This window comes from Pseudoxanthomonas spadix BD-a59 (genome assembly GCF_000233915.3).
GTDB lineage: Bacteria > Pseudomonadota > Gammaproteobacteria > Xanthomonadales > Xanthomonadaceae > Pseudoxanthomonas_A > Pseudoxanthomonas_A spadix.
Genome location: NC_016147.2, coordinates 2,326,809 through 2,353,003, shown reverse-complemented (window position 1 = coordinate 2,353,003; position 26,195 = coordinate 2,326,809). Strand labels below are relative to the sequence as shown.

The following is a 26,195-nucleotide window of genomic DNA, read 5'->3' as shown; positions in this document are numbered from 1 at the left end:
TCGGGACAACGATTTGAACACTCAACACATCACCCTCAGCCAGCTCGAAGGCCACCTCTGGGAATCCGCCAACATCCTGCGCGGGCCCGTTGATGCGGCAGACTTCAAGACCTACATTTTTCCGCTGCTGTTCTTCAAGCGCATATGCGACGTCTGGGATGAGGAATACCAGGAAATCGTAGATGAGACCGGGGACGAGCAGCTCGCGTGGTTTCCAGAATCGCACCGCTTCCAGATCCCGGAAGACTGCCATTGGAACGATGTCCGCACCAAGGCGAGCAATGTTGGCGCGGCCTTGCAGCGCGCGATGCGCGAGATTGAAAAGGCTAACCCGGAGACCTTGTACGGCGTGTTCGGTGACGCACAGTGGTCGAACAAGGACCGCCTGTCGGATGCCTTGCTCAAGGACCTGATCGAGCATTTCTCCAAGCTGCCATTCGGCAACAAGAACGCAGATTCGGACCTGGTAGGCGACGCCTACGAATACCTGATCAAGAAGTTCGCCGACGCCACCAACAAGAAGGCCGGCGAGTTCTACACCCCCCGCAGCGTGGTGCGGTTGATGATCGACATGCTCGATCCGAAAGAAGCCGAAACCATTTACGACCCCGCCTGCGGTACAGGCGGCATGTTGCTGGCCGCCGTGCAGCACGTCAAAGAGATGCAAGGCGACGTCAAGCGACTGTGGGGCAAGGTGTACGGGCAGGAAAAGAACCTCACAACCTCGTCCATCGCGCGGATGAACCTGTTTCTACATGGCATTGAGGACTTCCAGGTGGTGCGTGGTGACACCCTGCGCAATCCTGCTTTTTTTGAGGTCGATCGGTTGGCTACATTCGACTGCGTGATTGCCAATCCACCGTTTTCCCTGGAGAAATGGGGCGAGGACCTGTGGGGGAACGATCCGTTTGGGCGCAACTTCGCCGGTCTGCCGCCTTCGTCGAGCGGTGACTACGCGTGGGTCCAGCACATGGTCAAGTCGATGGCCGATGTGACGGGTCGGATGGCAGTGGTGCTCCCGCAAGGCGCGTTGTTCCGCAAGGGCATGGAGGGGCGCATCCGCCAGAAGCTTCTGGAGATGGACCTGGTGGAGGCCGTGATCGGGCTCGCCCCCAACCTGTTTTACGGCACGGGTCTGGCCGCGTGCATCCTGGTGCTGCGCAAGCGTAAACCGACGAAGCACAGAAATAGGGTGCTGATCGCCGATGCCTCGCGCCTGTTCCGCCGAGGTCGTGCGCAGAACTATCTTGAACCGGAGCACGCCACCCAAATCCTCGGCTGGTATCGCGGCTTTGCCGATGTGCAGGACGCTGCGAAGGTCGTCACCGTCGACGAGATCAAAGCCGAGGACTGGACGCTCAACGTCTCGCGCTACGTATTGCCGCCACTTCAAGAAAACATCCCCCCACTCCCCGATGCCATTGCGGCGTTCAAGGAAGCACTCGTGCGATGCCGCGATGCGGAGGCGCAGCTTGCCAAAGTCATGGCAGAGCGCGGCTGGTTCAATACGGGAGGAGTGACCGATGCGAGCCAGTGAGCTTCTCAGCGCCCTTAGCAAAAAACTCGGGACGACGTCTCAAGGTGAATTGGCTGATGTGCTGGGCGTATCCATGCAGACAGTGATGAATTGGAAGAACCGCGACGAGGATCTGTCGCCACTACAAGTCGCATCCGCACTCGCCAAGTCAAGGACGGCGGCCGTCAGGCAGGCCCAACTCGAGACCATCCGTCCGATTGTGGAGTTCTACGGAATCGACAGGTGTGACACAAAATTTGATGCCGGATACAACCTGTTCGACTTCAGCAGCCATGCCTCGCTGTATGCGCGTGGGCTTAAGGACGTGCTATTGAACTCATGCGGAATTTACATCTTCTACGACTCCCGGGGACAAGCGCTCTACGTTGGCAAAGCGCGTGAGCAGTCGCTTTGGAAAGAGATGAATCTGGCATTCAACCGAAAGCGCGATGTTCAGATGATCACGCTGGTGCACCACCCAGATCGAAATCAGGAGTTCAAGCCGGGTTACGAGAAGCTCCGCCAACCGAGGGACACTCAACTGGAACTGTGCGACTTGGCGTTCTATTTCAGTGCCTATGGTGTCGACGACGGAATGATCGATGACCTGGAGGCTCTCATGGTCCGTGGCTTCGCCAACAATCTGCTGAACGTGAAGATGGAAACATTCGCGCATTCGAGGACTGATAAATGACGCTACGTATTTCCCAGCAGACGCTGGAATCGTACCTTTGGGCCGCCGCCGTGTTGCTGCGTGGCCTCATTGACGCGGGCGACTACAAGCAGTTCATCTTTCCGCTGCTGTTCTACAAGCGCCTAGCCGATGTATGGGAAGAGGAATACCAAGTAGCACTGGCCGGTTCCAACGGCGACCTCTCTTATGCCCAATTCGCAGAGAACCACCGCTTCCAGATTCCCGCTGGGGCGCATTGGAATGACGTGCGCCAAGCCCCCAAGAATGTCGGTGGGGCCATCCAGAAGGCGATGCGCGCCATCGAGACCGCCAACCCGGATCTGCTCGACGGGATTTTCGGCGACGCCGCCTGGACCAACCGCGAGCGCCTGCCCGACGAAACGCTGAAGAACCTGATCGAGCACTTCTCGACCCAGACGCTGTCGGTGGCCAACGTGCCCGAGGACGAGCTCGGCAACGCTTACGAGTACCTGATCAAAAAATTCGCGGACGACTCCGGCCACACGGCCGCAGAGTTCTACACCAACCGCACGGTCGTTCACCTGATGACGCAACTCTTGGCGCCTCAGGCGGGCGAGTCGATCTACGACCCCACGTGCGGAACCGGCGGCATGCTGATCTCGGCGCTGGACGAAGTGAAGCGCTCGGGCGGTGAGCACCGCACGCTCAAGCTCTACGGGCAGGAGCGCAACCTCATCACCTCGTCCATCGCCCGCATGAACTTGTTCCTGCACGGCGTGGAGGACTTCGAGATCATCCGGGGCGACACCCTGGCCGATCCGAAGCACATCGAAGGCGACCGCCTGCGCCAGTTCGACGTGATCCTCGCCAACCCGCCGTACTCCATCAAGCAATGGAATCGTGAGGCCTGGAGCAGCGACAAGTGGGGCCGCAATTCCCTTGGCACGCCGCCGCAGGGCCGCGCCGACTATGCGTTCCAGCAGCACATCTTGAGCAGCCTAACCGCCAAGGGGCGCTCTGCCGTGCTCTGGCCGCACGGCGTGCTGTTCCGAAACGAAGAGCAGGCCATGCGCGCCAAGATGGTCGAGGACGACTGGGTGGAGGCCGTCATCGGCCTGGGGCCCAACCTGTTCTACAACTCCCCGATGGAGTCGTGCATCGTCATCTGCAACCGTAAGAAGACGGCTGCACGCAAGGGCAGGGTGATCTTCATCGACGCGGTGAACGAGGTCACCCGCGAACGTGCGCAGAGCTTCCTCAGGCCCGAGCACCAGCAGCGCATCCTGACCGCCTACAAGACCTTTTTGGATGTGCCCGGCTTTGCCAAGGTCGCCAACCTTTCCGAGATTGGCGCCAATGGAGCCAACCTGTCGATCGCGATGTATGTGAAGCGCATTGCAGCAGCCATCGCAACCGACAGCAATGGCGACACGGTATCGCTGGGATCGTCTTGGGCTCAGTGGCACAACGACGCCCCTGCCTTCTGGCACCAGATGGACGCGCTAGTGGAAACGCTGGACGGCCTCATTGCGGAGAACATCGAGCGTGTCTGACAACGAAAACTTGAAGCCGGGCTGGAAAATCTGGCGCTTCGATCAGATGGCGACCAACGTCAATGTTCGGATCGACAACCCATCTGAGTCCGGGATGGAGCACTACATAGGCCTGGAACATCTGGATTCCGACTCACTGAAGATTCGTCGCTGGGGTACGCCCAGCGATGTCGAAGCGACCAAACTGATGTTCAAGGAGGGCGACATCATTTTCGGGCGCCGACGGGCCTACCAGCGGAAGCTCGGTGTTGCCGCGTTCGAAGGCATTTGCTCGGCCCATGCGATGGTGCTGCGCGCCAAGCCCGACGTCGTGCTGCCTGAGTTTCTACCCTTCTTCATGCAGAGCGATCTTTTTATGAACCGAGCGGTCGAGATTTCGGTTGGTTCGCTGTCGCCCACGATCAACTGGAAAACGATGGCGGTTCAGAAGTTCACGCTACCGCCAATTGACGAGCAAGTAAGGCTTGTTGATCTTCTTAGAGCAATCGAACGCACCAGCGAGTCATATCAGGAGATCGGTGGATTTGCAGACGAACTTGTTCGCGCATTACTTTCTGACGTACTGAGTCGCGAATGGCCAGTTGTCGACCTTGGCTCAGTTGTTCAGGGAACCCAATACGGCCTTTCAATCAACGCCGGAGCAGACGGTCAGTATCCGATGCTGCGAATGATGAATATCGAAGATGGGCTTTGCGTTGAGAATGACATCAAACATGTAGACCTCAACGAGAAAGACTTCGAAGCCTATCGGCTCGTCCACGGCGATGTGCTTTTCAATCGGACCAACAGCTATGAGCTGGTTGGTCGAACTGGGGTGTACGAGCTTGAGGGCGATCACGTCTTTGCTTCGTACCTTGTGCGGGTCAAGACGGACCTTGAAAAGTTGGAGCCGAAGTTTCTAACACTGTATCTGAATTCTGATTTCGGGCGTCGACAGGTTCTTGCATACGCGACGAAAGCGGTAAGCCAAGCGAACGTTAACGCTAGCAACTTGCTCCGAGTTCGTCTGTCCTTACCTCCATTGGAAGTGCAGAAGCAGCTGCTAGACGAGGTCGCGAGCGCGAAGTCAGCGGAAAGAGCAGCGATGGATCGCCACTCTTCCGCGCAGGAGATCAAGAAGCAGGTGCTGGCCGAAATTGGGGGGGGCGCAGTGTGAGCTCTTTCAATGAATCAAATACCGTCGAAGCCTACGTCCGTGACTTGCTCGCTGGGCCCGGCAAGGCTATCCCGGCCAGCACCGTTCAAGAACCGAAAGCCGGCTACGGTCCCATCCCCGAAGGCGTCGGCTGGCGCTACGCAGCGGCGGCAGAAGTGCCCCGCCAGATTCAGGAAGTTTTGGTCGAGCCCTGGCTGCGGGATGCTCTGATTCGCCTGAATTCCGAGATTGCCGCCCAGCCCGACCGGGCCGACGAGGTGCTCTACAAGCTACGCGCCATCGTGCTGTCGGTGCGCTCGGATGGACTGATCCGCGCCAACGAGGAAATGACTGCCTGGATGCGCGGGGAGCGCTCCATGCCCTTTGGCGCCAACAACGAGCATGTGCCGGTACGGCTGATCGATCTGGACGATCTGAAGCAAAACCAGTACATCGTCACCCAGCAGTTCATCTACCGCGCAGGGCCCTCCGAGCGCCGGGCGGATCTGGTGCTGCTGGTCAACGGTCTGCCGCTGGTGCTGATCGAGGCCAAGACGCCGGTCAAGAAGTGCATCAGCTGGGTCGATGGCGCAGTGCAGGTGCACGACGACTATGAAAAGTTCGTTCCGGAGCTCTTCGTCTGCAACGTCTTCTCGGTGGCCACCGAGGGCAAGGCCTACCACTACGGTTCCATCGGGCTGCCAGTCAAGGATTGGGGCCCATGGCATCTGGATAGTGATGGCGATGATGGTCAGCACCACCCGCTGAAATCACTCAAGCTGTCGACCGAGAGCATGCTGCGGCCACATGTGGTGCTGGACATCCTTGGTAGCTTCACCCTGTTCGCCACGGACAAGAAGAAGCGTCGCATCAAGATCATTTGCCGCTACCAGCAGTACGAGGCGGCCAACAAGATCGTGGAGCGTGTGCTGGCGGGCTACCCTAGGAAGGGCTTGATTTGGCATTTCCAGGGCTCAGGCAAATCACTGCTGATGGTCTTTGCCGCGCAGAAGCTGCGCATGCACGCAGATTTGAAGAATCCCACAGTGCTGATCGTGGTGGACCGGATCGATCTCGACAGCCAGATCACCGGCACTTTCACTGGGGCGGACATTCCAAATCTGGAGAAGGCCGACACGCGCGAGAAACTGCAGCAACTGCTGGCGCAGGATGTACGCAAGATCATCATCACCACGATCTTCAAGTTCGGTGAGGCCACGGGCAGCCTGAACGACCGCAGCAACATCATTGCCCTAGTGGATGAAGCCCACCGCACGCAGGAAGGCGACTTGGGCCGCAAGATGCGCGAGGCTCTGCCTAATGCGTTTCTGTTCGGTCTGACAGGAACGCCGATCAACCGCTCCGACCGAAACACCTTCTACGCGTTTGGGGCCGACGAAGACGAGAAAGGCTACATGAGCCGGTACGGCTTCGAGGAGTCGATCCGCGACGGTGCCACACTCAAATTGCACTTCGAGCCGCGCTTGATCGATCTGCACATCGACAAGGTCGCCCTCGATGCCGCCTACAAGGACCTGACCGGCGGCCTGTCGGATCTGGATAAGGACAACCTGGCCAAGACAGCCGCCAAGATGGCCGTGCTGGTCAAGACGCCAGAGCGAATCCGCAAGGTGTGCGAGGACATCGTCGAGCACTTCCAGACCAAGGTGGAGCCCAACGGATTCAAGGGCCAGATTGTCACGTTCGATCGTGAGTCATGCGTGCTTTTCAAGGCCGAACTGGACAAGCTGCTCCCGCCCGAGGCCACGGACATCGTGATGTCGGTGCAGGCGTCCGACAAAAAGGATCACCCTGAGTACGCGAAGTACGACCGCACACGTGATGAGGAAGAACGGCTGCTGGATCGCTTCCGCGACCCGGCCGACCCGCTGAAGCTGATCATCGTCACGGCCAAGCTGCTGACGGGCTTCGACGCGCCCATCCTGCAGGCGATGTACCTGGACAAGCCGTTGCGGGACCACACGCTGCTACAGGCCATCTGCCGGGTGAACCGCACCTACTCCGAGCAGAAGACCCACGGCCTGATAGTGGACTACCTCGGCATCTTCGACGACGTGGCGGCGGCGCTGGAGTTCGACGACGAGAGCGTCAGGCAGGTGGTCAGCAACATCCAGGAGCTCAAGGACAAGTTGCCGGATGCCATGCAGAAGTGTCTGGCGTTTTTCGCGGGGTGCGACCTTAGCCTGCAGGGCTACGAGGGCCTGATTGCTGCCCAGCAGTGCCTGCCCAGCAACGAGATCCGAGATAACTTCGCCGCCGAGTACAGCGTGCTCAGCACGATCTGGGAGGCGCTGTCGCCCGACACGGTGCTTGGCCCATTCGAGAAAGACTACAAGTGGTTGTCTCAGGTGTACCAGTCGGTCCAGCCGTCCAGCGGCCACGGTAAGCTGATCTGGCATTCGCTGGGCGCCAAGACGATCGAGCTGATCCACCAGAACGTGCACGTCGATGCCGTGCGGGATGACCTCGATACCCTGGTGCTCGATGCCGATCTGCTGGAGGCCGTGCTCTCGAATCCGGACCCGAAGAAGGCCAAGGAAATCGAGATCAAGCTCAAGCGTCGGCTCCGCGGCCACGCTGGCAATCCGAAGTTCAAGCAGCTCTCGGAGCGCCTCGACGCGCTCAAGGATCGCTTCGAGACGGGCCAGGTCAATAGCGTCGAATTCCTGAAGCAGCTTCTAGAGATTGCTAAAGAGACGTTGCAGGCCGAGAAGGAAATCCCGCCGGACGAGGACGAGGACCGTGGCAAGGCCGCGCTGACCGAACTGTTCAACGAAGTCCGGACGGAGGAGACACCCATCATCGTCGAGCGCATTGTTGCGGACATTGACGAGATCGTCCGCCTGGTGCGGTTCCCCGGTTGGCAAGGAACGCAGGCTGGAGAGCGCGGCGTCAAGAAGGCACTGCGCAAGGCGCTGTTCAAGTACAAGCTCCACGCCGACGAAGAGCTGTTCGAGAAGGCATACGGCTACATCCGTCAGTACTACTAGTGACGGACGGTCGGCAACTAGGCGTGGGCAAAGCACGGCGACGAAGTGGCGGATAGAAAAATGCCCGGCGGTTGCCGGGCATTTTTGCTCGCTGGCCTATGTCATCGCCAGGTGATATTGCGGAATTGCGAGAACATCTTCATGCAGTTGATGAAGGTGGTCTTCCCTCCGCAAAGCTCAATCAGGTCACGATCCTCCATGCGCAGTAGAGCGGCGCGCAGGCGGTTACTAGGGATGCCCAGCAATAGGCCTATGCGCTCGGTCGGAACTTCCTTGTAGTCGATCGAGAAGCGATTGATCTTCAGGTGCTCAATGATGGCCGTCACGTCGGCCTCCTGTTGAGGGAGGGGAGGGGGCGGGACAAACACGAGCTCGTACTGGGTGGCATGCCAGGAAACGAGCGCCCAAGCGCGCTGGAGGCAGGAGGTCGAGACATAGCGGGTTTCGCTTTCCCAGACATGCAGCACCGCCGCCAATCGGGCGGTCAGGTTGAGCATTTTGGAGACAAAGTCTGCGATATGCGCAAGCTGCCCGAACTTCAGATTGTTGGCGATGCGGCACAGCTCCTCCCAGTAGTCGAGCGCGTCAGGAGCAAACACCAGTTCGATGGGGGCAATGCCACCGGCGTCCTGATTGTCCCGGTGCAGCTCGTAAAGCTCCCTGAGTGCGTCGTGGAGATTCGAGAGGGCATCGTCATCGTCGCTCGCGGGGGCATACTGATTGCCCATTGGCATCGGCTGGGCGACGCAGACGAGAAAGCGCGCGAAAAAGCCGAGCTTGACCGCCTTATGCTCGATGTACTCGTTGCGCTTGCACTGGGGGCGGAATGGCGCGATCGCAGAGGACTGCGCCATTAAGCCGAACGTGCCACGTGGCTGGCTGGCATTGAGATGCTTTTTTTTCTCTCGCCGAAATTTCAGCGACTTGCCGTCAATCAGATCGACCAGATCGGACACGTGGCGCATCAAGCTGGAGCTCAGCAGCCTGTCGCCTTCGTCGGTAAGGAAATCGATCGCTTCGTACTCGCCATCCAGCTGGTGAAGAAGGCTTTCCAGGTCAAGGTTGCTCGCGAGGCGCGGACGGTGCTTTGGAACCGGCGTGGCCATGCGGCGCAGCTCGGCCAGCGTCGCCAGAAGATCCTGCGCGGGCTCCTGCTTGCGCCGGCAGCGCGCGATCTCGGCCTCCAGGAGCTTGATGTGGAACTTGTGCTCGGCCGACGCGGCGCTCGCTTCGCTCCGTGCGACCTCGTGCCGAGCGAAGCTGTCCCGAGCGTGTTCCTTGAGCGGCTGGATCATGCACTCGTGTACCGGGCTCTTGCTTCCACCAACATCGGCGATGCACAGCGTGTTGACGCCGATGGGAATGGGCGTCCAGTTGGGCGGCGAAATCACATAAAGAGGCGCAACCGCGGAGGACAGGACCGACAACAGGTGCGTCCGGACCATGGCGGGGCAGGCTTCCGTGGCCCTGGCGCACACTGCCCTCGCGGCAGCGGCCGCCATCGGCGGGAGCATGCCGAAGTTGTAGTCAGGGGCCTGGAAGGTCGTGAACGGGACAAGCATGTTCACGCCGCGGCCCCATCGAGACAGCCGCTGAGCGCGGCTGCGAGCGGATGGATGGAGCTCTCGTTCGCCGACGGACGCTCCTCGCCATTGGCGGGCGCATCCGACTCAGCCTTGCGTAGCCGGCCGCGCAGTTCTTTGAGCTTCGCGGGGTAGAACTTCTCCCGCACGCCCAAGCTATTGATCAGGTCGATCAACTCCTTGTCGCTAATGCCGTCCGCCCTTGCGGTCAGGATCATGGGCTTGATGAGCGTAAGGAGCCTCTCGGTGTCCTTCTTGTCTTTGAGTGCCTGGTACGCCGCGGTGAACTGCGCGGCCATTTCGTTAACGGTGCCGGGTGGCATGTGCTTGTCCTCGAGATTGGGCGGCAGGATTGCCGCCCTTTCGGGACATGCTGGCTTGGGGCGAGCAAATTAGATAAGGAGCGGATTTCGGGTTAGGCCCGGAAAATTGGTGGGGAAATTCGCGAGCCCAATGTCCCGGCATAACGTCCGGGTAACTAGGCCGCTCGGCAGGGCCCCCGAGACAAATAAGGCCCTAGGCGCTTGCGGCGTGCCACCGTCAGCAGTGTGGCAGGCGCTAGGCACTAGCCTCACGAACTCAGTCGAGGCAATCGCACCTGCATCCGGACCTCAGGCACCACGTCTGAACGACCGACCCTGAGCCGACCTATTGGCTGCGCCGCTGGGTCTGAACGTACTTTCACTCCCCAACGAACGAGTACTCGCTTTCGTGCGAGTCCTCGTAGAACTGGAAATAATTCTCACCCGGCCTAAAAAGGACGCCGACGGAATGAAGGTAATAAATCGCAGCAGTTGCCTTTTGATATATGGCATCCACATGAACGATCCCGCCTTTACCCGAAACGGCGGTGTACTCACCGATGAACGAGAGGATTCTTCCGGCTACATGCGGATCAGAACCCGCTTGGTGAAGCACAATCGGTCCGCCGTTGGCGCTAAGGCTGCGCAGGATTCTCTCATTCGCTGCTCCACGCACAACCTCACTTCCCATCGAAAAGTGTTCCAGAGAAGCAAGAACTCTTCCTTCTAGGTCGTCCACGGTCCCAGACATCTCGGGCTGGGCAAGTGCACACAACCTTGCCATCTGGGTTACCGCCGGAGGCAAATCAGCCCACTTGTCTAAGTAAAAGTGACCTGGCGAGGCGGTGGCAAAGAGTGCGCGCGCGACTTCTTGAACTATGCGCTCCGCGTCGTCGGTAGGCATGAGTGTCACGCATCGATCGACGGCCAATCGGCGATCCAAAATGACTGCCGTACTCTGCGGGGCAGCGGAGCGGTGCGGTGGCTCCTCCGCCTGCATGGAGGCGAGCGACTTGAAGCCATGAAGCGCTGCAACTACTTCGCGAAGGTGACCTTTCGTCGTATTGATGTTGTTTGAAGAGAGAGCGTCGTGCGCCATGAACACAGGGCGCGAGTAAATCGGAGATGGCATGAGGTGAGCCTCTGGAACGGAAGCAGGTGAGCGATTACGACTGCATCCGCCGGCTACTGCCTCGGAAACAAGCGAAGGGTGCTACAAACCGAACGGATTGGAGTTGCTCACAACTCAGGCCGTCGCCTTAGATGAAGTCTAGGCGCAAGACTGCGCCATTCGCAAGACGCATAGTTCGGCCAACCGATCGCGCTGCCTAGCAAGCGCCCTTACACGCGTGCCGCCGCTGTCGGGCGGACCGCTGATATCTCTAGACTTATCGGCCTAAAGCAGACACGACAGGGTCCGCCCCTAGGTCCGCTTTTGGCCCACTGGACGTGATCAGGTACGTCCAGACGATCCCTAGGACAGGTGCTCTTGGCCGGCGTGAGTGGTCTCCGAAGCTCGGGCGCGCCGTAGTGCGGGCCATCTATGGATATGGTCGCAGCCGAGTCGACGTGCGCTGCAGTTGCTCGATCGAGTTGAACCGAGACCAGCGCGGGGAGATAGTCCAATGACCCGTACTCCGTAGAGGGTTGGGTTGCACCGGTATTCGTGGGATCCCTCAGCAGGGCATGACGTAACGCCGCCCAACTTCGCCTAACCGCAGTCAATTCGATATGGCATACTGCATGGCATACCGATGCGGGCACAAAAGAAAAAAGCCCCTAAAAATCAGGGGCTTAGTTCAGTGATCTGGCGGAGAGAGGGGGATTCGAACCCCCGAAGCGCGGTTTAGACGCTTACACACTTTCCAGGCGTGCTCCTTCAACCGCTCGGACACCTCTCCGGGACCTGAACACGGCCGGCGGCCGTGCCCAGGGGCGCAGATTCTAGCCGCGGCGCGGGTTTATTGCGAGCGGCCCGTTCGCTGCTGTTCAACTGGCGCCGATCGCCAGGACTTGCGGCGGGTGCGTGGCACAATGTGGCCATGTCCTATCTCGTCCTGGCCCGCAAGTGGCGCCCCAAGCGTTTTGCCGAGCTGGTCGGGCAGGAGCACGTGGTCCGCGCCCTGTCCAACGCCCTGGATAGCGGCCGCATCCACCATGCCTTCCTGTTCACCGGTACCCGCGGCGTCGGCAAGACCACCATCGCGCGCATCTTTGCCAAGTCGCTGAACTGCCAGACCGGCACCAGCGCCGACCCGTGCGGCCAGTGTCCGGCCTGCCTGGACATCGATGCGGGCCGCTACATCGACCTGCTGGAGATCGACGCGGCCTCCAACACCGGCGTGGACGACGTGCGCGAGGTGATCGAGAACGCGCAGTACATGCCCTCGCGCGGCAAGTTCAAGGTCTACCTGATCGACGAAGTGCACATGCTGTCCAAGGCGGCGTTCAACGCGCTGCTCAAGACCCTGGAAGAGCCGCCGGAGCACGTGAAGTTCCTGCTGGCCACCACCGACCCGCAGAAGCTGCCGGTGACCGTGCTCAGCCGCTGCCTGCAGTTCAACCTCAAGCGCCTGGACCAGGAGCAGATCGGCGGCCAGATCAGCAGGATCCTGGCCGCCGAGGCAATCCCTGCCGAAGACGGTGCGGTGCGCCAGATCGCCAAGGCGGCCGATGGCTCGCTGCGCGACGGGCTCTCCTTGCTGGACCAGGCCATCGCCTACACCGGCGGCGAGCTGGGCGATGCGGCGGTGCGCACGATGCTGGGCAGCGTCGACCGCACCCAGGTCGGGGCGCTGCTGCAGGCCCTGGCCGATGGCGATGGCGCGCAGCTGATGGCGACCATCGCCGCGGTGGCCGAATTTTCGCCCGACTGGGGCGGGGTGCTGGAGGCGGTGGCCGAGGCGCTGCACCGCATCCAGGTGCGGCAGCTGGTGCCGGGCGTGGCGATCGAGGCCGATGGCGTGGATGCGCAGGTCTTCGCCGAGCGGCTGCGGCCGGAAGTGGTGCAGCTGTGGTACCAGATGGCGCTCAACGGCCGTCGCGACCTGTATCTGGCGCCGAGCCCACGCGCCGGGTTTGAAATGAGCCTGCTGCGCATGCTGGCGTTCCGTCCGGCCAATGCCGGCGATGTCGCGCCGGCCGGCGCGGCGCCAGGCCGGGCGAAGGCTTCGGCTGGCGCGGTTGCGCCGGTGGCCGGACCGGCCGCGGCAGCGGTGCCGAGCGACGCGTCGCGCCAGGCGCCGCTCGCGCCGGAAGCGGCGACCGCACCGCCGGTTGAACGATCCCATGCGCCTGCGCCGCCGGCGCCGCCTGCCGCGGACACGCCTGCAGACCGCGCGCCCGGGCAGATGCCGCCCTGGAACGAGCCGAGGGCGACCGTCGCATCGCCGGATGCTGCGGTACCAGTGACTTGCGCACCACGGCACGCACCTGTCCCGGTTCAAGACGAGGTGCCGCCCTGGCAAGTGCCCGAACCGCAGGTCGCGCTCGACACGCGGCCAGTGGCCGCCTCGGGCAAGGTTGATCGCGCGCCGGTCCATGATCCGGTGCCAGCGGCTGTGGCAGGGATCGCCGACGCAGACCACTGGCTGGCGCTGGTGGCTTCGTCCCGGCTCACCGGCCCGTCCAGGGAGCTGGCGGCCCATGCGGCGTTTTCCGGCTATGGCGATGCGGTGCTGCGGCTGTCGCTGGCCCCGGGCCTGGACTACCTGCGCACCGAGCGTTCGGTCGGTGAGCTGGCCCAGGCACTTGCCGCGGCGCTGGGCCAGGCGCCCAGGATCGTGTTCGAGTCCGCGGCCGACCACGGCGAGACGCTGGCCCAGCGCCACGCGCGTGCGCAGGATGCGCGCCGGTCCCTGGCCGAGGAAAGCTTCATGAACCACCCCGACGTGCAGCGCCTGATCCGGCAGCAGGGCGCGCGCGTGGTCCCCGATTCCATCCGCCCTTTCGACGAGTAAAAAAAAATGCGTGGAAATATTGCCCAGATGATGCAGCAGGCGCAGAAGATGCAGGAAAACCTGCAGAAGGCGCAGGAAGAACTGGCCAGGCTGGAAGTCACCGGCAGCGCCGGCGGCGGCATGGTCAGCGTGACCCTGACCGGCGCCAAGGAGTGCCGCAAGGTGCGCATCGATCCGACCCTGTTGTCCGATGCGGAGATGCTGGAAGACCTGATCGCCGCCGCCTTCAACGATGCGTCCAACAAGATCGACGCCGAGTCCAAGAGCCGGATGGGCGCGGCCACCGCCGGCATGCAGCTGCCGCCGGGCATGAAGCTGCCGTTCTGAGCCTGCCCTGGATCCTGCCTGTCGGCCTTGCGCCGGCAGGCCATCGCGCCGCCATCGCATGAGTGCCTCGCTGCTGGAACAACTGATCGACGCGCTGCGCGTGCTGCCCGGGGTCGGCGGCAAGAGCGCCCAGCGCATGGCCTACCAGCTGCTGGAGCGCGACCGCGACGGCGGCCGGCGCCTGTCCGCCGCACTGGCCCAGGCGATGGAGCACGTCGGCCATTGCGCGCAGTGCCGCGACTTCACCGAAGGCCCGCTGTGCGCCATCTGCGCCAGCGCCAGCCGCGACCGGCACCAGCTGTGCGCGGTGGAAACCCCGGCCGACCGGTTGGCGATCGAGCAAGCCACCGGCTATCGCGGCCTGTACTTCGTCCTGCAGGGCCGGCTGTCGCCGCTGGATGGCATCGGCCCGCGCGAGCTGGGGCTGGAGCGCCTGTCCGCGCGCCTGGCCGAAGGTGAGGTCAGCGAGCTGATCATCGCCACCAATCCCACCGTGGAAGGCGAGGCCACCGCCCATTACCTGGCGCAACTGGCGCGCCAGGCCAAGGTGCGCCCGATGCGCCTGGCCCACGGCGTGCCGCTGGGCGGCGAGCTGGAATATGTGGACCGCGGCACGCTCTCGCACGCATTCGGCTCGCGCAGCGAGATGGGCTGAGCGCTTGCCAGTCATCGCGCGGAAGCTAAGCTTGTGCGCTCATCCGCAACGCACTCGGCCAGCCCATGAACGACACCATCTTCGGCAAGATCATCCGTCGCGAACTCCCGGCGAGCATCGTCTATGAAGACGACGAGGTGCTGGGCTTCAAGGACATCGCGCCGCAGGCGCCGGTGCATGTGCTGTTCATCCCCAAGGCCGTGCACGTGCCGACCCTGGATGACCTCACCCCCGAGCAGGCGTTCCTGGTGGGCAAGCTGATCCTGGCCGCGGCGCAGTACGCGCGCGATGAGGGCTTTGCGCAAAATGGCTACCGGGTGGTGATGAACTGCCGCCAGGATGCAGGCCAGACCGTCTACCACATCCACCTGCATCTGCTGGCCGGGGCGCCGCTTGGCCACTTCGGTGTTCCCGGCCGCTGATCGAGATCCGCTGGTGTGTCAGCTGCAATTGAAAAGGGCCGGAATGTTCCGGCCCTTTCCTGTCCCGGCGATGTGGCGGGAAGCTGCCGCTCACCAGCCCCAGCGCGGACCCCAGCCGGGGCCCCACCAGCCCGGGCCCCAGAACGGGTCGTAGTAGTACGGCGAGGGATAATAAGGACGCACCTCTACCTCGCGGATCTGTGGCCACAGGTACACCACGTCGGCGGCCACCCGCGGCAGGCGATAGTCGTAGTCGCCGATGCGGGCATTCTCCATGCCTTCGATACGGCCGATGAAAGTGACTTCGCGGCCTTCGGCAAAGATCGCCGGGTCGTAGAAGCCGGCCCGGCAGGCGATGAAGCGGCCGTCGGTGGCGTCGGGCGCGTCGCGCAGCGGCCGGCCGGTGGCGCTCAGCGGCGATGAGATCACCTGGAAGCAGGTGCTGTGCGGGCCGGGTTTGGTTTCCACGATGCGGCCCCCCCAGCGGACCTGCGCGCCGACCTGCTGGGTGCCGCTGACCGCATCGAGCGGGGTGATGCTGGGGAACTGGCCGCGCAACGGCTTGGGTGCGGTGGCACAGGCGCCGAGCAGCAGCGCCAAGGCTGCAGCAGCCAGCAGGCGAACCGAAGAGCGGGTGTTCATGCAAGCCTCGCGGTGATCATGGACGGTGCCGGCGAAGGTCGCGTATCAGCGCTCGGACGTCCGCGGGAGCGCAAGCGTAGCGCGCTTGCGCAAAACGCTGGCTGAGTGAAATCAGCTCCAGGTTTTTGTCGCCACTGCCCCCGCGCGCCAGGGCCACCCGCTCGGCCCAGGCGATGGCCGGTTCGGACGCTGCCGGCTGCAGGCCGAAGCGGCGGTAGCGCCGGCCCAGGCGATGCCATTGGCGCAGCAGCGGGTCGGCTTCACGTTCGCCACGTGCCAGCAGCCAGGCCATGCCCAGCAAGGTGGTGCCGAAGGCCAGCGCAAACAGCAAGCCCAGCTTGGTCTGGTCCAGCCGGTCCACGCCGAAGGATTCGAGCAGCCGGCTCTGGCGGTCGGCGTTGAAGCCCAGCACCGCCTCGTTCCAGTTGCGTCGCAGCCAGTCGCTGAGCTGGGCGTAGCGGTTCATGTGGATCAGCCCCTCGGCACCGGTTCCCTCGGCCTGGGCGCGGTCTTCCAGGGTGTCGTAGATGCGCTCGGGCGCAACCGCGGCGGTGGGGTCCACCCGCACCCAGCCGCGCTGCGGCAGCCAGACCTCGGCCCAGGCATGGGCATCCTGGCGACGCACGATCCAGTAGCCACCACCCAGCGGATTGCGCACGCCGCCGACGTAGCCGGTGACCACGCGCGCGGGAATGCCTGCGGCGCGCATCAGGATCACGAACGAGGAACTGAAATGCTCGCAGAACCCGCGCCTGGTCTGGAACAGGAACTCATCGGCGATCTCGCGGCCCGGCAGCGGCACGTCCAGGGTGTAGGCGAAGTCCTTGCCGATCCAGGCCAGCGCGCGCTGGACGATGGCCGCATCGCCCTGTGGCCCGGCTTCGCGCCGCCACTGCGAGCCCAGCGCCAGCGTGCGCGGATTGAACCCCGGCGGCAGCTGCAGCGCCTGGCGCAGCACCTGCGCACGCGGCTGCGGATTGAAGGTGGCCACCGCCTGTGACTGCAGCCGCCAGCGGGTCAGCGCCGCCAGCGGCCGCTGCGCGCTCAATTCGTAGTCTGCCGACAGCGTGGTCCCTTCCGGTGCTGACCAGGCCAGCTCCAGCGCGATGAGCTGGCGACGGTCGGTGGGCTCGTAATCGAGCTGGTAGTCGTAGCGCGGGCCCTGGCGGGTGACCGGAGCCGGTGTGGGCGCAGCTGGCCAGTCGGCGCGGCGCCAGGTGCGACCGTCGAACTCGGCCATCACCGGCCCGCGCCAGTACATCTGCGAAGGCCGCGGCGTCGGGCCGAAGAAGACCACCCGCGCGGCCGGGGTATCGTCGGCCAGCAGGTCGATCCATTGGCCCGGTGACATCGTGTCCGACAGGCCGGGCCGGCCGATGGCGCGGTCGGGCAGGCCCCACAGCGGGCTGCCCAGGCGCGGAAACAGCCAGAAGGTCAGCAGCGCCAGCGGAATGCCCATCAGCACCAGCCGCCCGATCTGCCAGGCACCCAGGCGCCCGATGCTGGTGCTGTCGGCGGCGAGCAGGCCCGATTCCAGCGCCGCCAGGCGCAGCATCGCCACCAGCGCGCACAGCACCGCGACCAGGCCCAGGGCCATGGTCATCGGCCCCTGGTCCAGCAGGAAGGCGGCAAAGGGTGCAAACAGCGCAAAGCCGACCAGGCTGCGACCATCGCGCAGCCCGGTGGTCTCGGTCGGCTTGATCGCCAGCATGGCTGCCAGCAGCGCGCAGCCGGTGTCGCGGCCAAAGCGCGGCCCAGCCGCCCACAGCACCGCGGCCAGGGCCGCGATGGCCAGCAGCACGCGCAGGACCAGCGGGATCGGGCGCTTCCACGACACCAAGGCGCTGAGCGCGCCGATCACCGCCACCGCGACCGCGGTCGTGCCCGGCAGCTGCAGCAGCAGCGGCAACAGGCCCGAGGCTGCGGCCGCCAATACCCACAGCCGGCTGCGTGCATCCAGCGCCGGCGATGCGGCGCGGCGGCGACGGCCGATCACGCCAGGCCCTTGGGCAGCAGCGCCAGCGCGCGCAGGCACTGGTGGCGGTGGGCCGGCCCCAGGGCGGGTCCGATCGGGGCATGTCCGGGCAGGCGCAGGCGATAGCGCCGCGCCTGGCGTTCGGCCAGTTCGATCCAGTGGGTCAGGCGGCGGATGCGGGCTTCATGGGTGAGCGGGGCCAGGGTGGTCCAGTCCAGGGTGACTTCCACGCCGACGGGCTGTTCGTATTCGCGCACCAGCAGCACCTCGCGGCGCGCGCTGGGCTTCCAGGCGATGGTGTGCTGCGGATCGCCGGGCCGGTAGGCACGCAGGTGGTGCAACTCCTCGCCGGCGGCGTCCACCCGGGTCTGGCGCGAGGTGCCGGCCGGCTCGGGCAGCGGCGGGCCGTCCACTTCCGTCGCCGGATAGACCAGCAGCGGCGTCTGTGGCCACACATAGGACCAGGCCACCGCCACGCCCAGTGGCTGGGTGGTGGACAGGCGCAGGCGCCCCAGCTGCAGCCAGCCGCGGGTGCTGGTCGGGTAGGACAGTTCGGCGGTGACCGGCTGGTCGGCCAGCGCCGGCACCAGCACCTCCTGCTGGCCGGCGCGCAGGCGCAGGCCGATGCGCGGGCGGCGGTCGTGGATGGACAGCGCCAGCTGCAGGCGCAGGGGCGTGCCGGCGTGGACCGGTTCGGCAGCGATCGAGTCCACGCGCAGCCCCGACAACTGCAGGTGCGCGGCCATCAGGCTGGCCATGAAGGTGGCCGCCAGCAACAGGGCCAGCAGCAGCGCCGGGTTGTTGTTGTAGTTCAGCGCGCCCAGCAGCATGGTGCCGACCAGCAGGCCGGCGAACAGACCGAAGGCGGTGGGCAGCACGTACACCCGGCGCCGGTCCAGGGTCAGCGGCAGGCTTTCGGCAGCACGCGGCCGGGCCAGCAGCGCCAGGCGTGCGCGCAGCCGCTGGAGCAAGGCTGCTTGCATCCTTCAGTCCACCGCCACCGCATGCAGGATGGCGTGGGTCAGTTCGCTGGCCGAGGCGCCTTCCGAATCGGGCACCAGTCGATGCGAGGCCACGGCCGGGAACAGGGTCTGCACGTCTTCGGGCAGCACGTGGTCGCGGCCGAGCAGCAGGGCATGGGCGCGTGCGCCCTTGAGCAGCGCCAGGCCGGCGCGGGGCGAGAGTCCCACGCGCACGCCCGGATGGCGGCGGCTGCGGGTCAGCAGGGCCTGCACGTAATCGATCAGCACCTCGCTGGCATGGACCTGCGCCACCGCCTTGCGCAGGGCCAGCACGCGGGCCACGTCGAGCAGCGGCCTGGCCTGGGCGATCAGTTCGCGCCGGTCGCTGCCGGCCAGCAGGGCGCGTTCGTCCTTGCGGTCCGGATAGCCCAGGCCCATGCGCAGCAGGAAGCGGTCCAGCTGCGAATCGGGCAGCGGGTAGGTGCCCGACAGGTCCACCGGGTTCTGGGTGGCGATGACGAAGAACGGCTCGTCCAGCACGTGCGTGGTGCCATCCAGGGTGACCTGATGCTCGGCCATGGCCTCCAGCAGCGCGCTCTGGGTGCGCGGTGGCGCGCGGTTGATCTCGTCGGCCAGCAGCACGTTGGTGAACACCGGGCCGGGGTGGAACTGGAACCTGCGCGCCTGGGCGTCGTAGATCGACACGCCCAGCACGTCGCCGGGCAACAGGTCCGAGGTGAACTGCACGCGCTGGAAGCCAAGTCCCAGGGTCGCCGCAAGCGCATGGGCCAGGGTGGTCTTGCCCAGGCCGGGCAGGTCCTCGATCAGCAGATGGCCATCGGCCAGCAGCGCCACGAACGCCAGCCGCACCTGCAACGGCTTGCCCAGCACCAAGCCGTTGACCTGCGCCTGGGCCTGCCGCAACGCCTGCAACAGGTCATCGGGTAGCATCGTGCGTGCTGCGGAACTGGCCTGCATCGTCAACATCCGTTTCGCGTCTTCCAATCGAGTGTAGCGACAATATGAACGAAGAGGCGCGCGCGCAGCGCACGTTCCTGACGCTGTGGGTGTGCCTGACCGTGATCAAGATCCTGATCGCCGCGCGGCTGCCGCTGTTCGTGGACGAAGCGTTCTACTGGCAGGAAGGGCGCCATCTGGCCGCTGCCTATTCGGACCTGCCCGGACTGACCGCGTGGATGACGCGCCTGGGCACCGCGATCGGGGGCCAGCATGTGCTGGCCATCCGCATGCCGTTCCTGCTGCTGGCCGCGCTCCTGCCCTGGCTGCTTGCCGGCATCGGCACGCGCTGGTTTGGCGCCGTCGCCGGATGGCGCGCGGGCATGCTGGTGTTGCTGATGCCGTTGTCGGGAAGCCTGGGGATCATGGCCGTGCCCGACGTGCCGCTGGCCTTTGCCACGGTGCTGTGCCTGGACGCCGGCGCGCGCCTGCTGCGCCAGATCGATGCCGCCGGCGCGGCCGAACTGGCGCTGGGCCTGGTGATCGGCGCGCTGAGCCACTACCGCTTCGTCGGGGTGATCGGCGTGGGCTTTGTCGCGCTGCTGCTGTTGCCCGAAGGCCGGCGCGTGCTGCTGGATGTGCGGGTGTGGGTGGCGCTGGCGCTGGGCATCGCGGCATGGGCGCCCTTGATCGCCTGGAACATCGAGAATGCCGATGCCGGCCTGCGCTTCCAGCTGGTCGATCGCCATCCCTGGACCTTCCAGCTCACCGGCCTGCTGTTCCTGGTGATCCAGGCGGCGCTGGTGACGCCGCTGCTGTTCTTCGCGCTGCTGCAGGTGCTCGCCCGCGCGTTCGGCAAGGCCAGCGACATGCCTTCGCAATGGCGGTATTTCGGCCTGCTTGGTGGATTGTCGACGCTGGGTTACTTCTTGCTGGGCTTTTTCGCCGATGTCGAGCGCGTCAGTTTCCACTGGACGATGCCGGGCTACCTGCCGCTGCTGTTGGCCGTGCCGGCATTGCTGCGCCGTTGGCCGCTCTGGCTGCGGCGCGCGACCTGGGCGATGTGCGGGGCGGGCCTGGCGGTGGTGCTGGGCTATTACCTGGTCGCTTCGGTGCCGCGCTGGCGCGCGGACCTGGCCTCGAGCAAGGTCTATCCCTACAACTTCGCCGGTTGGGACGTGCTGGCCCAGGCCGTGCGCGAGGAGCTGGCGCGCCATCCGGGCCAGACCGGCATGCTGGCCGACAACTTCAAGGTCGGCGCCGAGCTGGGCTTCGCCCTTGGCGACGATGCGATCCCGGTGCTGGACCATCCGCTCAACATCAAGCACGGACGCGCGCCGCAGCTGCGCCTGTGGAACCTGCACAGCGACGGCGCCAGCCCGACCGCCCAGCTGCTGGTGGTCGGCGCCAGCGAGGTCCAGTACAAGGGCCTGCTGGCCCAATACCACGCGCTGTGCGAGCGGCTGGGGCCGTTGCCGCCGCCGCGCGTGGTCAACGTCGACCACGGCCGCCAGCGCTTTTTGCTGTTCTACCTGCCAAGGCGCGAGGAGGCGGCGGCGCAACCCAGCGCCGATGCGCCATGCACCGCCCCTGCGATGGCCTGGATCGATGTCCCGGTCGATGGCGCCACCGTGCCCGGCCGCTTCGAAGTCAGTGGCTGGGCGTTCAAGGATGGCGTCGGCCTCAGGGGCGTGGAGGTCACCCTCGATGGCAAGGTCGTGGCCCAGGCCGAGTACGGCCTGCCGAACCCGGGCGTGGCCAGCTACTGGAAGATCTCCGACGACCCCAACCACCCCAACGTCGGCTTCCGCGCCCAGGTGGACGCGCGCAACCTGCGCAGCGGCCGCCACTGGCTGGGCCTTCGGCTGCAGGCCAGCGACGGCAGCATCGAGACCTGGTCCGAGCAACCCATCGATCTGTCCCGCCACGAGTAGTTCAGGGCAGGGCGAACCCGGCCTGGCGCAGCAGCGCGGCGGTGGCGATCAGGGGCAGGCCGATCAGGGCGGTGGGGTCGCAGGTCTGGATGGCTTCGAACAGGACCACGCCCAGGCCTTCGCATTTGAAGCTGCCGGCGCAGTCGAACGGCTGCTCGGCGTCCACGTAGCGTTCGATCTCGGCGTCGGCGAGCGTGCGCAGGATCACGCAGGTGGTGTCGACGGCGGCCAGGTCGCGATCGCCGTTGCTGACCCAGACCGCGGTATGGAACCGGACCTGGCGGCCCGACATCGCCTGCAGCTGGGCGATCGCCGCGTCCCGGTGGCCGGGCTTGCCCAGGGCCAGGCCGTCCAGGTCGGCGGCCTGATCCGAGCCGATCACCCAGCTTCCCGGTGCCTTGGCCGCGATCGCGCGGGCCTTGGCACGGGCCAGGCGCTGGACCATGGCCAGGGGCGATTCGCCCGCCAGCGCGGTTTCGTCCACCTCCGGGCCGACGGCCTGGAAGGGCAGGCGCAGCCTTTTCAGCAGGTCGCGTCGATACACCGAGGTGGAAGCCAGGATCAGCGTCATCGACAGGGTTGGAGCGGCAGGGTCGGGCAGTGTGGCCCCGGCCGGCCCGGGATCGCAACGGCGGCGGGCACAGCCGATTTGACACACATGTCCAGGCTCTCTACCATTTTGCGGCTTATGCCCGCGCACGTGCCCGAAATCCTTGATGCCTGGCGCATGGTCGCGGCACGACGCAGCTTCGAAGGCAAGGTGCCGCTGGCGGCATTGCGCCGGCTCGACGGTTTGCTGGCCGATGCCGAGGGTGAGGTGACGTTCGCGCTGCAGTTCGATCGCGATGCGCTGCAGGTGCCCTACGTGGAACTGAAGATCGACACGGCGCTGCCGCTGGAATGCCAGCGCAGCCTGCAGCGGTTCCTGTACCCGGTGTCGATGGTGCAGCGGCTTGGCCTGATCAGGGACGAAGCCGGCGAAGCGGCCCTGCCGCCGGAGACCGAGGCGCTGCTGGTGCCCGAAGACGGCATGTTGCGGACGCTGGACCTGATCGAGGACGAACTGGTGCTGGCTGTGCCCGCGGTACCGATGAATCCGGATTTGCCTGCGGTGGAACTCGATGTTTCCCCGCAGCAGGAAGAACTGGCGCAGGCCAGCCCGTTCGCGGCGCTGGCTTCGCTCAAGAAGAACTGATCGCCTGTGCGGCGGTTGGAATGAAGACTCGTTTGGAGCAAGACCATGGCAGTTCAGAAATCCCGCGTCACCCCGTCCCGCCGCGGCCAGCGCCGTTCGCACGACGCCCTCACCGCCAAGCAGCTGGCCACCGACCCGACCACCGGCGAAACCCACATCCGCCATCACGTGACCGCCGACGGCTACTACCGTGGCAAGAAGGTCATCGCCACCAAGTCGGCTGTCAGCGAAGAGTGAGCCTTCCGGCGCGCAGTGATGCGCGCCTGACTGCTGCATTGTTCAGGCCTGGCCTGCGGGTCGCGCAACGGGAATCATGATGAGCCAGCCGGTGACCAACGGTCGTATCTACTCGCGTATCGCAGGCACCGGCAGCTATCTGCCGGACAAGGTCCTGACCAACGACGACCTGTGCAGGATCGTCGAGACCAGCGACGAGTGGATCCAGACCCGCACCGGCATCCGCGAGCGCCACATGGCAGCCGAAGGGCAGACCAGTGGCGACCTGGGTTACCGGGCGGCATTGCGTGCGATGGAGGCGGCCGGCGTCACTGCGGCCGACCTGGACATGATCGTGGTGGGCACCACCACGCCGGACATCGTTTTCCCATCCACGTCGTGCCTGATCCAGGCCCGGCTGGGCGCCGAAGGCTGCATGGCGATGGACGTCAATGCGGCCTGTTCGGGCTTCATCTATGCGCTGACGGTGGCCGACAAGTTCATCCGCAGCGGTGACGCCAGGACGGCCCTGGTGATCGGCACCGAGACCCTGACCCGCATCACCGACTGGACCGATCGCACCACCTGCGTGCTGTTCGGCGATGGCGCCGGCGCGGTGGTGCTCAAGGCCGACAGCCAGGCCGGCATCCTCAGCACCCATCTGCATGCCGATGGCAGCAAGAAGGAACTGCTCTGGAATCCGGTTGGCGTCTCGGCCGGCTTCAAACCTCACCAGACCAACAACGGCTCGCGGATCCTGATGAAGGGCGGCGAGGTCTTCAAGTACGCGGTCAAGGCCTTGGATGCGGTCGTGGATGAAGCCCTCAACGCCAACCAGCTGGACAAGCACGACCTGGATTGGCTGGTGCCGCACCAGGCCAACCTGCGCATCATCGAAGCCACCGCCAAGCGGCTGGACATGTCCATGGACCAGGTCGTGGTCACGGTCGATCGGCACGGCAATACCTCCTCGGCCTCGGTGCCGATGGCACTGGATGAAGCGGTGCGCGACGGTCGCATCCAGCGCGGCCAGCTGCTGCTGCTGGAAGCCTTCGGTGGCGGTTTCACCTGGGGTTCGGTGCTGATCCGCTACTGAGCGCTGCCCGCGCCAGAGGCCCAGCCATGGTGTTGGCCAGGCGGCGACTCCTCCGCCGGTGGCGGATCGATGTTGCGCGAATCCAGTCGGGGCTGACCCGGGGCAGTGCTGCCGATCACGCCCGGCGCCTGCAGGACGGTGGCCGGCCTAAAGCCTGCACGTGTCCGATCCATGGTCAGGAAAAGCGGCCCAGGCTGGGCGTCAGGCGATGCGGCATCAGGTGGGCGCGCCGCGGCGGCATACGCCCCAGTACAGACGCCTCGCTCGTTTCGCCCGTATCATCGGCGCTCGTTTCTGCAGCTCAGGTCTTCTCGCGCGTGACCGACTCCGCACTCGCCTTCGTGTTTCCCGGCCAGGGGTCGCAGTCCCTGGGCATGCTGGCCGAACTGGCCGAACTGCACCCGCGGGTACGCGACACCTTCAATGAAGCTTCCGACGGTGCCGGCGCCGATCTGTGGGCGCTCTCCCAGGGCGGGCCGGAAGAAATGCTGGGCCGCACCGAATACACCCAGCCGGCCCTGCTGGCGGCGGGCATCGCGGTGTGGCGCCTGTGGCAGGAGCAGGGCGGCGCCGTCCCCGCGCGCCTGGCCGGCCACAGTCTGGGCGAATACACCGCGCTGGTCGCAGCCGGCGCGCTGTCGCTGCACGATGGCGCGCATCTGGTGCGCATCCGCGGGCAGCTGATGCAGGACGCCGCGCCGGCAGGTGTCGGCGCGATGGCCGCAGTGCTGGGCGCCGAAGACGCGATGGTCGCGCAAGTGTGCGAGCAGGTCTCCGGGACCAAGGTCGTGGTGCCGGCCAACTACAACGCGCCGGGCCAGATCGTGATCGGTGGCGATGCCGCAGCGGTCGATGCAGCCATTGCCGAACTCAACGCCCGCGGCATCCGCAAGACCGTCAAGCTGGCGGTGAGCGTGCCCTCGCATACTCCGTTGATGCGCGAAGCAGCCAACCGCCTGGCCGAGACCATCAAGGGCATCGCCTGGCAGCTGCCAGCCCTGCCGGTGGTGCAGAACGTCGACGCGCAGGTCCACGACAGCATCGAGGCCATCGGCCAGGCGCTGGTGCGCCAGCTGTATCTGCCGGTGCGCTGGACCGACTGCGTGCAGGCACTGATCGCCGCGGGTGCGACGCGCATCGCCGAATGCGGCCCCGGCAAGGTGCTGACCGGCCTGGCCAAGCGCATCGACAAGTCCGTGGACAGCCGTGCGCTGTCCACGCCGGCCGACTTCCAGGGCGCCCTGGAAACATGGAAGGCCGCATGAACACCGCCCGTCCCCTGGAAGGGGAAATCGCGCTGGTCACCGGCGCCAGCCGCGGCATCGGCGCGGCCATCGCCGACACGCTGGCCGTGCAGGGCGCGACCGTGATCGGCACCGCGACCACCGACAGCGGCGCGCAGGCCATCGCCCAGCGCATGGAAGTGCTCGGTGGCCACGGCCGCACCCTGGACGTCACCGACGCGGCCGCGGTCGAAGCGTTGATCGAGGCGACCGCCAGGGAGTTCGGACCCGTCTCGATCCTGGTCAACAACGCCGGCATCACCCGCGACAACCTGCTGATGCGGATGAAGGAGCAGGACTGGAACGCGATCCTGGACACCAACCTGTCCAGCGTCTTCCGTACCTGCAAGGCGGTCATGCGCGGCATGATGAAGGCGCGCAAGGGCCGCATCATCAACATCGCCTCGGTGGTCGGGGTGACCGGCAATCCCGGGCAGACCAACTACGCGGCGGCCAAGGCCGGTATCATCGCCTTCTCCAAGTCGCTGGCCAAGGAAATCGGTTCGCGCGGGGTGACGGTCAATGTCGTGGCGCCTGGCTTCATCGACACCGACATGACCAGGGCCCTGCCCGAGGACGCCAAGGCCGCGCTGATCGGCCAGATCGCCCTGGGCCACCTGGGCGAGCCGGCCGACATCGCCGCCGCGGTGGCGTTCCTGGCCGGCCCCCAGGCCCGGTACATCACCGGCGAAACCTTGCACGTCAACGGCGGCATGTACATGCCGTGACCCAGGATTCGGCCCTAAGTGGCTGATTCAACGGGGCTTGCGGCATCGTGTCCGCAAGCCCGGCTTTCCCTTACACTATCCCGTCTTTA

At 65.1% G+C, this 26,195-nt stretch carries 23 protein-coding genes and 1 tRNA gene; 15 read left to right on the top strand and 9 right to left on the bottom strand.

Annotated features, from left to right (window positions below):
• Nucleotides 1–13 precede the first annotated feature (13 nt).
• The 5 genes from DSC_RS10600 to DSC_RS10580 are packed head-to-tail and all read left to right on the top strand — an operon-like array spanning nucleotide 14 to nucleotide 7,870.
• Nucleotides 14–1,537 carry an HsdM family class I SAM-dependent methyltransferase gene (locus tag DSC_RS10600; RefSeq protein WP_014161167.1) on the top strand — a complete coding sequence of 508 codons (1,524 nt, stop codon included), beginning with the start codon at nucleotides 14–16 and terminating at the stop codon, nucleotides 1,535–1,537.
• Nucleotides 1,524–2,210 carry a helix-turn-helix domain-containing protein gene (locus tag DSC_RS10595; protein ID WP_014161166.1) on the top strand — a complete coding sequence of 229 codons (687 nt, stop codon included), beginning with the start codon at nucleotides 1,524–1,526 and terminating at the stop codon, nucleotides 2,208–2,210. Before DSC_RS10600 ends, DSC_RS10595 begins: the two co-directional genes overlap by 14 nt.
• Nucleotides 2,207–3,724 (top strand): type I restriction-modification system subunit M, encoded by a 1,518-nt coding sequence (locus DSC_RS10590; protein WP_014161165.1) that lies wholly within the window; start codon nucleotides 2,207–2,209, stop codon nucleotides 3,722–3,724. Before DSC_RS10595 ends, DSC_RS10590 begins: the two co-directional genes overlap by 4 nt.
• Nucleotides 3,717–4,880 (top strand): restriction endonuclease subunit S, encoded by a 1,164-nt coding sequence (locus DSC_RS10585; protein WP_014161164.1) that lies wholly within the window; start codon nucleotides 3,717–3,719, stop codon nucleotides 4,878–4,880. The genes DSC_RS10590 and DSC_RS10585 overlap by 8 nt, the downstream gene beginning before the upstream one ends.
• Nucleotides 4,877–7,870, top strand: coding sequence for a type I restriction endonuclease subunit R (locus DSC_RS10580; protein WP_043290554.1), 2,994 nt, complete (start codon nucleotides 4,877–4,879; stop codon nucleotides 7,868–7,870). Before DSC_RS10585 ends, DSC_RS10580 begins: the two co-directional genes overlap by 4 nt.
• A 101-nt stretch (nucleotides 7,871–7,971) precedes the next feature.
• Here DSC_RS10580 and DSC_RS10575 read toward each other — a convergent pair whose 3' ends face one another.
• From DSC_RS10575 to DSC_RS10560, 4 genes are all read right to left on the bottom strand, one after another.
• Complete coding sequence (locus tag DSC_RS10575; RefSeq protein WP_238527736.1) at nucleotides 7,972–9,432, bottom strand: YfjI family protein; 1,461 nt, start codon at nucleotides 9,430–9,432, stop codon at nucleotides 7,972–7,974.
• Between the two features lie 2 nt (nucleotides 9,433–9,434).
• Entirely contained in the window at nucleotides 9,435–9,776 is a 342-nt protein-coding gene (locus DSC_RS10570; RefSeq protein ID WP_014161161.1) for a hypothetical protein, read from the bottom strand.
• A gap of 358 nt (nucleotides 9,777–10,134) precedes the next feature.
• Nucleotides 10,135–10,887, bottom strand: coding sequence for a hypothetical protein (locus DSC_RS10565; RefSeq protein WP_158308235.1), 753 nt, complete (start codon nucleotides 10,885–10,887; stop codon nucleotides 10,135–10,137).
• A 676-nt stretch (nucleotides 10,888–11,563) separates the two neighbouring features.
• Nucleotides 11,564–11,656, bottom strand: a tRNA-Ser gene (locus tag DSC_RS10560).
• A 141-nt stretch (nucleotides 11,657–11,797) separates the two neighbouring features.
• Here DSC_RS10560 and dnaX point away from each other — a divergent pair.
• From dnaX to DSC_RS10540, 4 genes are all read left to right on the top strand, one after another.
• Nucleotides 11,798–13,714, top strand: a complete 1,917-nt coding sequence (dnaX, locus tag DSC_RS10555) for a DNA polymerase III subunit gamma/tau (protein WP_014161159.1) — start codon at nucleotides 11,798–11,800, stop codon at nucleotides 13,712–13,714.
• 6 nt (nucleotides 13,715–13,720) lie between these two features.
• Nucleotides 13,721–14,041: a YbaB/EbfC family nucleoid-associated protein gene (locus tag DSC_RS10550; RefSeq protein WP_014161158.1), complete on the top strand. Its 321-nt coding sequence runs from the start codon at nucleotides 13,721–13,723 to the stop codon at nucleotides 14,039–14,041.
• Nucleotides 14,042–14,099: 58 nt separating this feature from the next.
• Complete coding sequence (recR, locus tag DSC_RS10545; RefSeq protein ID WP_014161157.1) at nucleotides 14,100–14,696, top strand: recombination mediator RecR; 597 nt, start codon at nucleotides 14,100–14,102, stop codon at nucleotides 14,694–14,696.
• A 65-nt stretch (nucleotides 14,697–14,761) separates the two neighbouring features.
• Nucleotides 14,762–15,118: a histidine triad nucleotide-binding protein gene (locus tag DSC_RS10540; RefSeq protein WP_014161156.1), complete on the top strand. Its 357-nt coding sequence runs from the start codon at nucleotides 14,762–14,764 to the stop codon at nucleotides 15,116–15,118.
• A 90-nt stretch (nucleotides 15,119–15,208) separates the two neighbouring features.
• On the opposite strand, the gene DSC_RS10535 is transcribed toward DSC_RS10540, so the two are convergent.
• From DSC_RS10535 to DSC_RS10520, 4 genes are read right to left on the bottom strand one after another with little or no spacing between them, the layout of a single operon-like run.
• Nucleotides 15,209–15,760: a Slp family lipoprotein gene (locus DSC_RS10535; protein WP_014161155.1), complete on the bottom strand. Its 552-nt coding sequence runs from the start codon at nucleotides 15,758–15,760 to the stop codon at nucleotides 15,209–15,211.
• Between the two features lie 16 nt (nucleotides 15,761–15,776).
• Nucleotides 15,777–17,756, bottom strand: a complete 1,980-nt coding sequence (locus tag DSC_RS10530; protein WP_014161154.1) for a transglutaminase TgpA family protein — start codon at nucleotides 17,754–17,756, stop codon at nucleotides 15,777–15,779.
• On the bottom strand, nucleotides 17,753–18,718 hold the full coding sequence (locus DSC_RS10525) for a DUF58 domain-containing protein (RefSeq protein WP_043290551.1): 966 nt from the start codon (nucleotides 18,716–18,718) through the stop codon (nucleotides 17,753–17,755). The genes DSC_RS10530 and DSC_RS10525 overlap by 4 nt, the downstream gene beginning before the upstream one ends.
• Before the next feature lie 3 nt (nucleotides 18,719–18,721).
• The gene (locus DSC_RS10520) at nucleotides 18,722–19,675 is read right to left on the bottom strand and encodes an AAA family ATPase (protein ID WP_014161152.1); all 954 of its coding nucleotides are present in this window, start codon (nucleotides 19,673–19,675) and stop codon (nucleotides 18,722–18,724) included.
• 44 nt (nucleotides 19,676–19,719) lie between these two features.
• On the opposite strand from DSC_RS10520, the gene DSC_RS10515 reads away from it, so the two are divergent.
• Nucleotides 19,720–21,588, top strand: a complete 1,869-nt coding sequence (locus DSC_RS10515; protein WP_014161151.1) for an ArnT family glycosyltransferase — start codon at nucleotides 19,720–19,722, stop codon at nucleotides 21,586–21,588.
• Nucleotide 21,589: 1 nt separating this feature from the next.
• On the opposite strand, the gene DSC_RS10510 is transcribed toward DSC_RS10515, so the two are convergent.
• Nucleotides 21,590–22,159 carry a Maf family protein gene (locus DSC_RS10510; protein ID WP_014161150.1) on the bottom strand — a complete coding sequence of 190 codons (570 nt, stop codon included), beginning with the start codon at nucleotides 22,157–22,159 and terminating at the stop codon, nucleotides 21,590–21,592.
• 117 nt (nucleotides 22,160–22,276) lie between these two features.
• Here DSC_RS10510 and DSC_RS10505 point away from each other — a divergent pair, with 117 nt between their 5' ends.
• The 5 genes from DSC_RS10505 (at nucleotide 22,277) to fabG (ending at nucleotide 26,106) form a co-directional block, all read left to right on the top strand.
• Nucleotides 22,277–22,783 (top strand): YceD family protein, encoded by a 507-nt coding sequence (locus DSC_RS10505; RefSeq protein ID WP_014161149.1) that lies wholly within the window; start codon nucleotides 22,277–22,279, stop codon nucleotides 22,781–22,783.
• A 45-nt stretch (nucleotides 22,784–22,828) separates the two neighbouring features.
• Nucleotides 22,829–23,020 (top strand): 50S ribosomal protein L32, encoded by a 192-nt coding sequence (rpmF, locus tag DSC_RS10500; RefSeq protein WP_014161148.1) that lies wholly within the window; start codon nucleotides 22,829–22,831, stop codon nucleotides 23,018–23,020.
• Nucleotides 23,021–23,099: 79 nt separating this feature from the next.
• A complete protein-coding gene (locus DSC_RS10495; protein WP_014161147.1) occupies nucleotides 23,100–24,095 on the top strand; it encodes a beta-ketoacyl-ACP synthase III in 996 nt (331 codons plus the stop codon).
• 317 nt (nucleotides 24,096–24,412) lie between these two features.
• Nucleotides 24,413–25,360 (top strand): ACP S-malonyltransferase, encoded by a 948-nt coding sequence (gene fabD / locus DSC_RS10490; protein ID WP_014161146.1) that lies wholly within the window; start codon nucleotides 24,413–24,415, stop codon nucleotides 25,358–25,360.
• Nucleotides 25,357–26,106 (top strand): 3-oxoacyl-ACP reductase FabG, encoded by a 750-nt coding sequence (fabG, locus tag DSC_RS10485; RefSeq protein ID WP_043291249.1) that lies wholly within the window; start codon nucleotides 25,357–25,359, stop codon nucleotides 26,104–26,106. The genes fabD and fabG overlap by 4 nt, the downstream gene beginning before the upstream one ends.
• Nucleotides 26,107–26,195 lie beyond the last annotated feature (89 nt).

Bases quoted from the DNA above. Each gene is read 5' to 3' on its own strand.
- DSC_RS10595 (WP_014161166.1), top strand. From the start codon at position 1,524: ATGCGAGCCAGTGAGCTTCTCAGCGCCCTTAGCAAAAAACTCGGGACG.
- DSC_RS10590 (WP_014161165.1), top strand. From the start codon at position 2,207: ATGACGCTACGTATTTCCCAGCAGACGCTGGAATCGTACCTTTGGGCC.
- DSC_RS10575 (WP_238527736.1), bottom strand. From the start codon at position 9,432: ATGCTTGTCCCGTTCACGACCTTCCAGGCCCCTGACTACAACTTCGGC.
- DSC_RS10570 (WP_014161161.1), bottom strand. From the start codon at position 9,776: ATGCCACCCGGCACCGTTAACGAAATGGCCGCGCAGTTCACCGCGGCG.
- DSC_RS10565 (WP_158308235.1), bottom strand. From the start codon at position 10,887: ATGCCATCTCCGATTTACTCGCGCCCTGTGTTCATGGCGCACGACGCT.
- dnaX (WP_014161159.1), top strand. From the start codon at position 11,798: ATGTCCTATCTCGTCCTGGCCCGCAAGTGGCGCCCCAAGCGTTTTGCC.
- DSC_RS10550 (WP_014161158.1), top strand. From the start codon at position 13,721: ATGCGTGGAAATATTGCCCAGATGATGCAGCAGGCGCAGAAGATGCAG.
- recR (WP_014161157.1), top strand. From the start codon at position 14,100: ATGAGTGCCTCGCTGCTGGAACAACTGATCGACGCGCTGCGCGTGCTG.
- DSC_RS10540 (WP_014161156.1), top strand. From the start codon at position 14,762: ATGAACGACACCATCTTCGGCAAGATCATCCGTCGCGAACTCCCGGCG.
- DSC_RS10535 (WP_014161155.1), bottom strand. From the start codon at position 15,760: ATGAACACCCGCTCTTCGGTTCGCCTGCTGGCTGCTGCAGCCTTGGCG.
- DSC_RS10525 (WP_043290551.1), bottom strand. From the start codon at position 18,718: ATGCAAGCAGCCTTGCTCCAGCGGCTGCGCGCACGCCTGGCGCTGCTG.
- DSC_RS10520 (WP_014161152.1), bottom strand. From the start codon at position 19,675: ATGCAGGCCAGTTCCGCAGCACGCACGATGCTACCCGATGACCTGTTG.
- DSC_RS10515 (WP_014161151.1), top strand. From the start codon at position 19,720: ATGAACGAAGAGGCGCGCGCGCAGCGCACGTTCCTGACGCTGTGGGTG.
- DSC_RS10510 (WP_014161150.1), bottom strand. From the start codon at position 22,159: ATGACGCTGATCCTGGCTTCCACCTCGGTGTATCGACGCGACCTGCTG.
- DSC_RS10505 (WP_014161149.1), top strand. From the start codon at position 22,277: ATGCCCGCGCACGTGCCCGAAATCCTTGATGCCTGGCGCATGGTCGCG.
- rpmF (WP_014161148.1), top strand. From the start codon at position 22,829: ATGGCAGTTCAGAAATCCCGCGTCACCCCGTCCCGCCGCGGCCAGCGC.
- DSC_RS10495 (WP_014161147.1), top strand. From the start codon at position 23,100: ATGAGCCAGCCGGTGACCAACGGTCGTATCTACTCGCGTATCGCAGGC.
- fabG (WP_043291249.1), top strand. From the start codon at position 25,357: ATGAACACCGCCCGTCCCCTGGAAGGGGAAATCGCGCTGGTCACCGGC.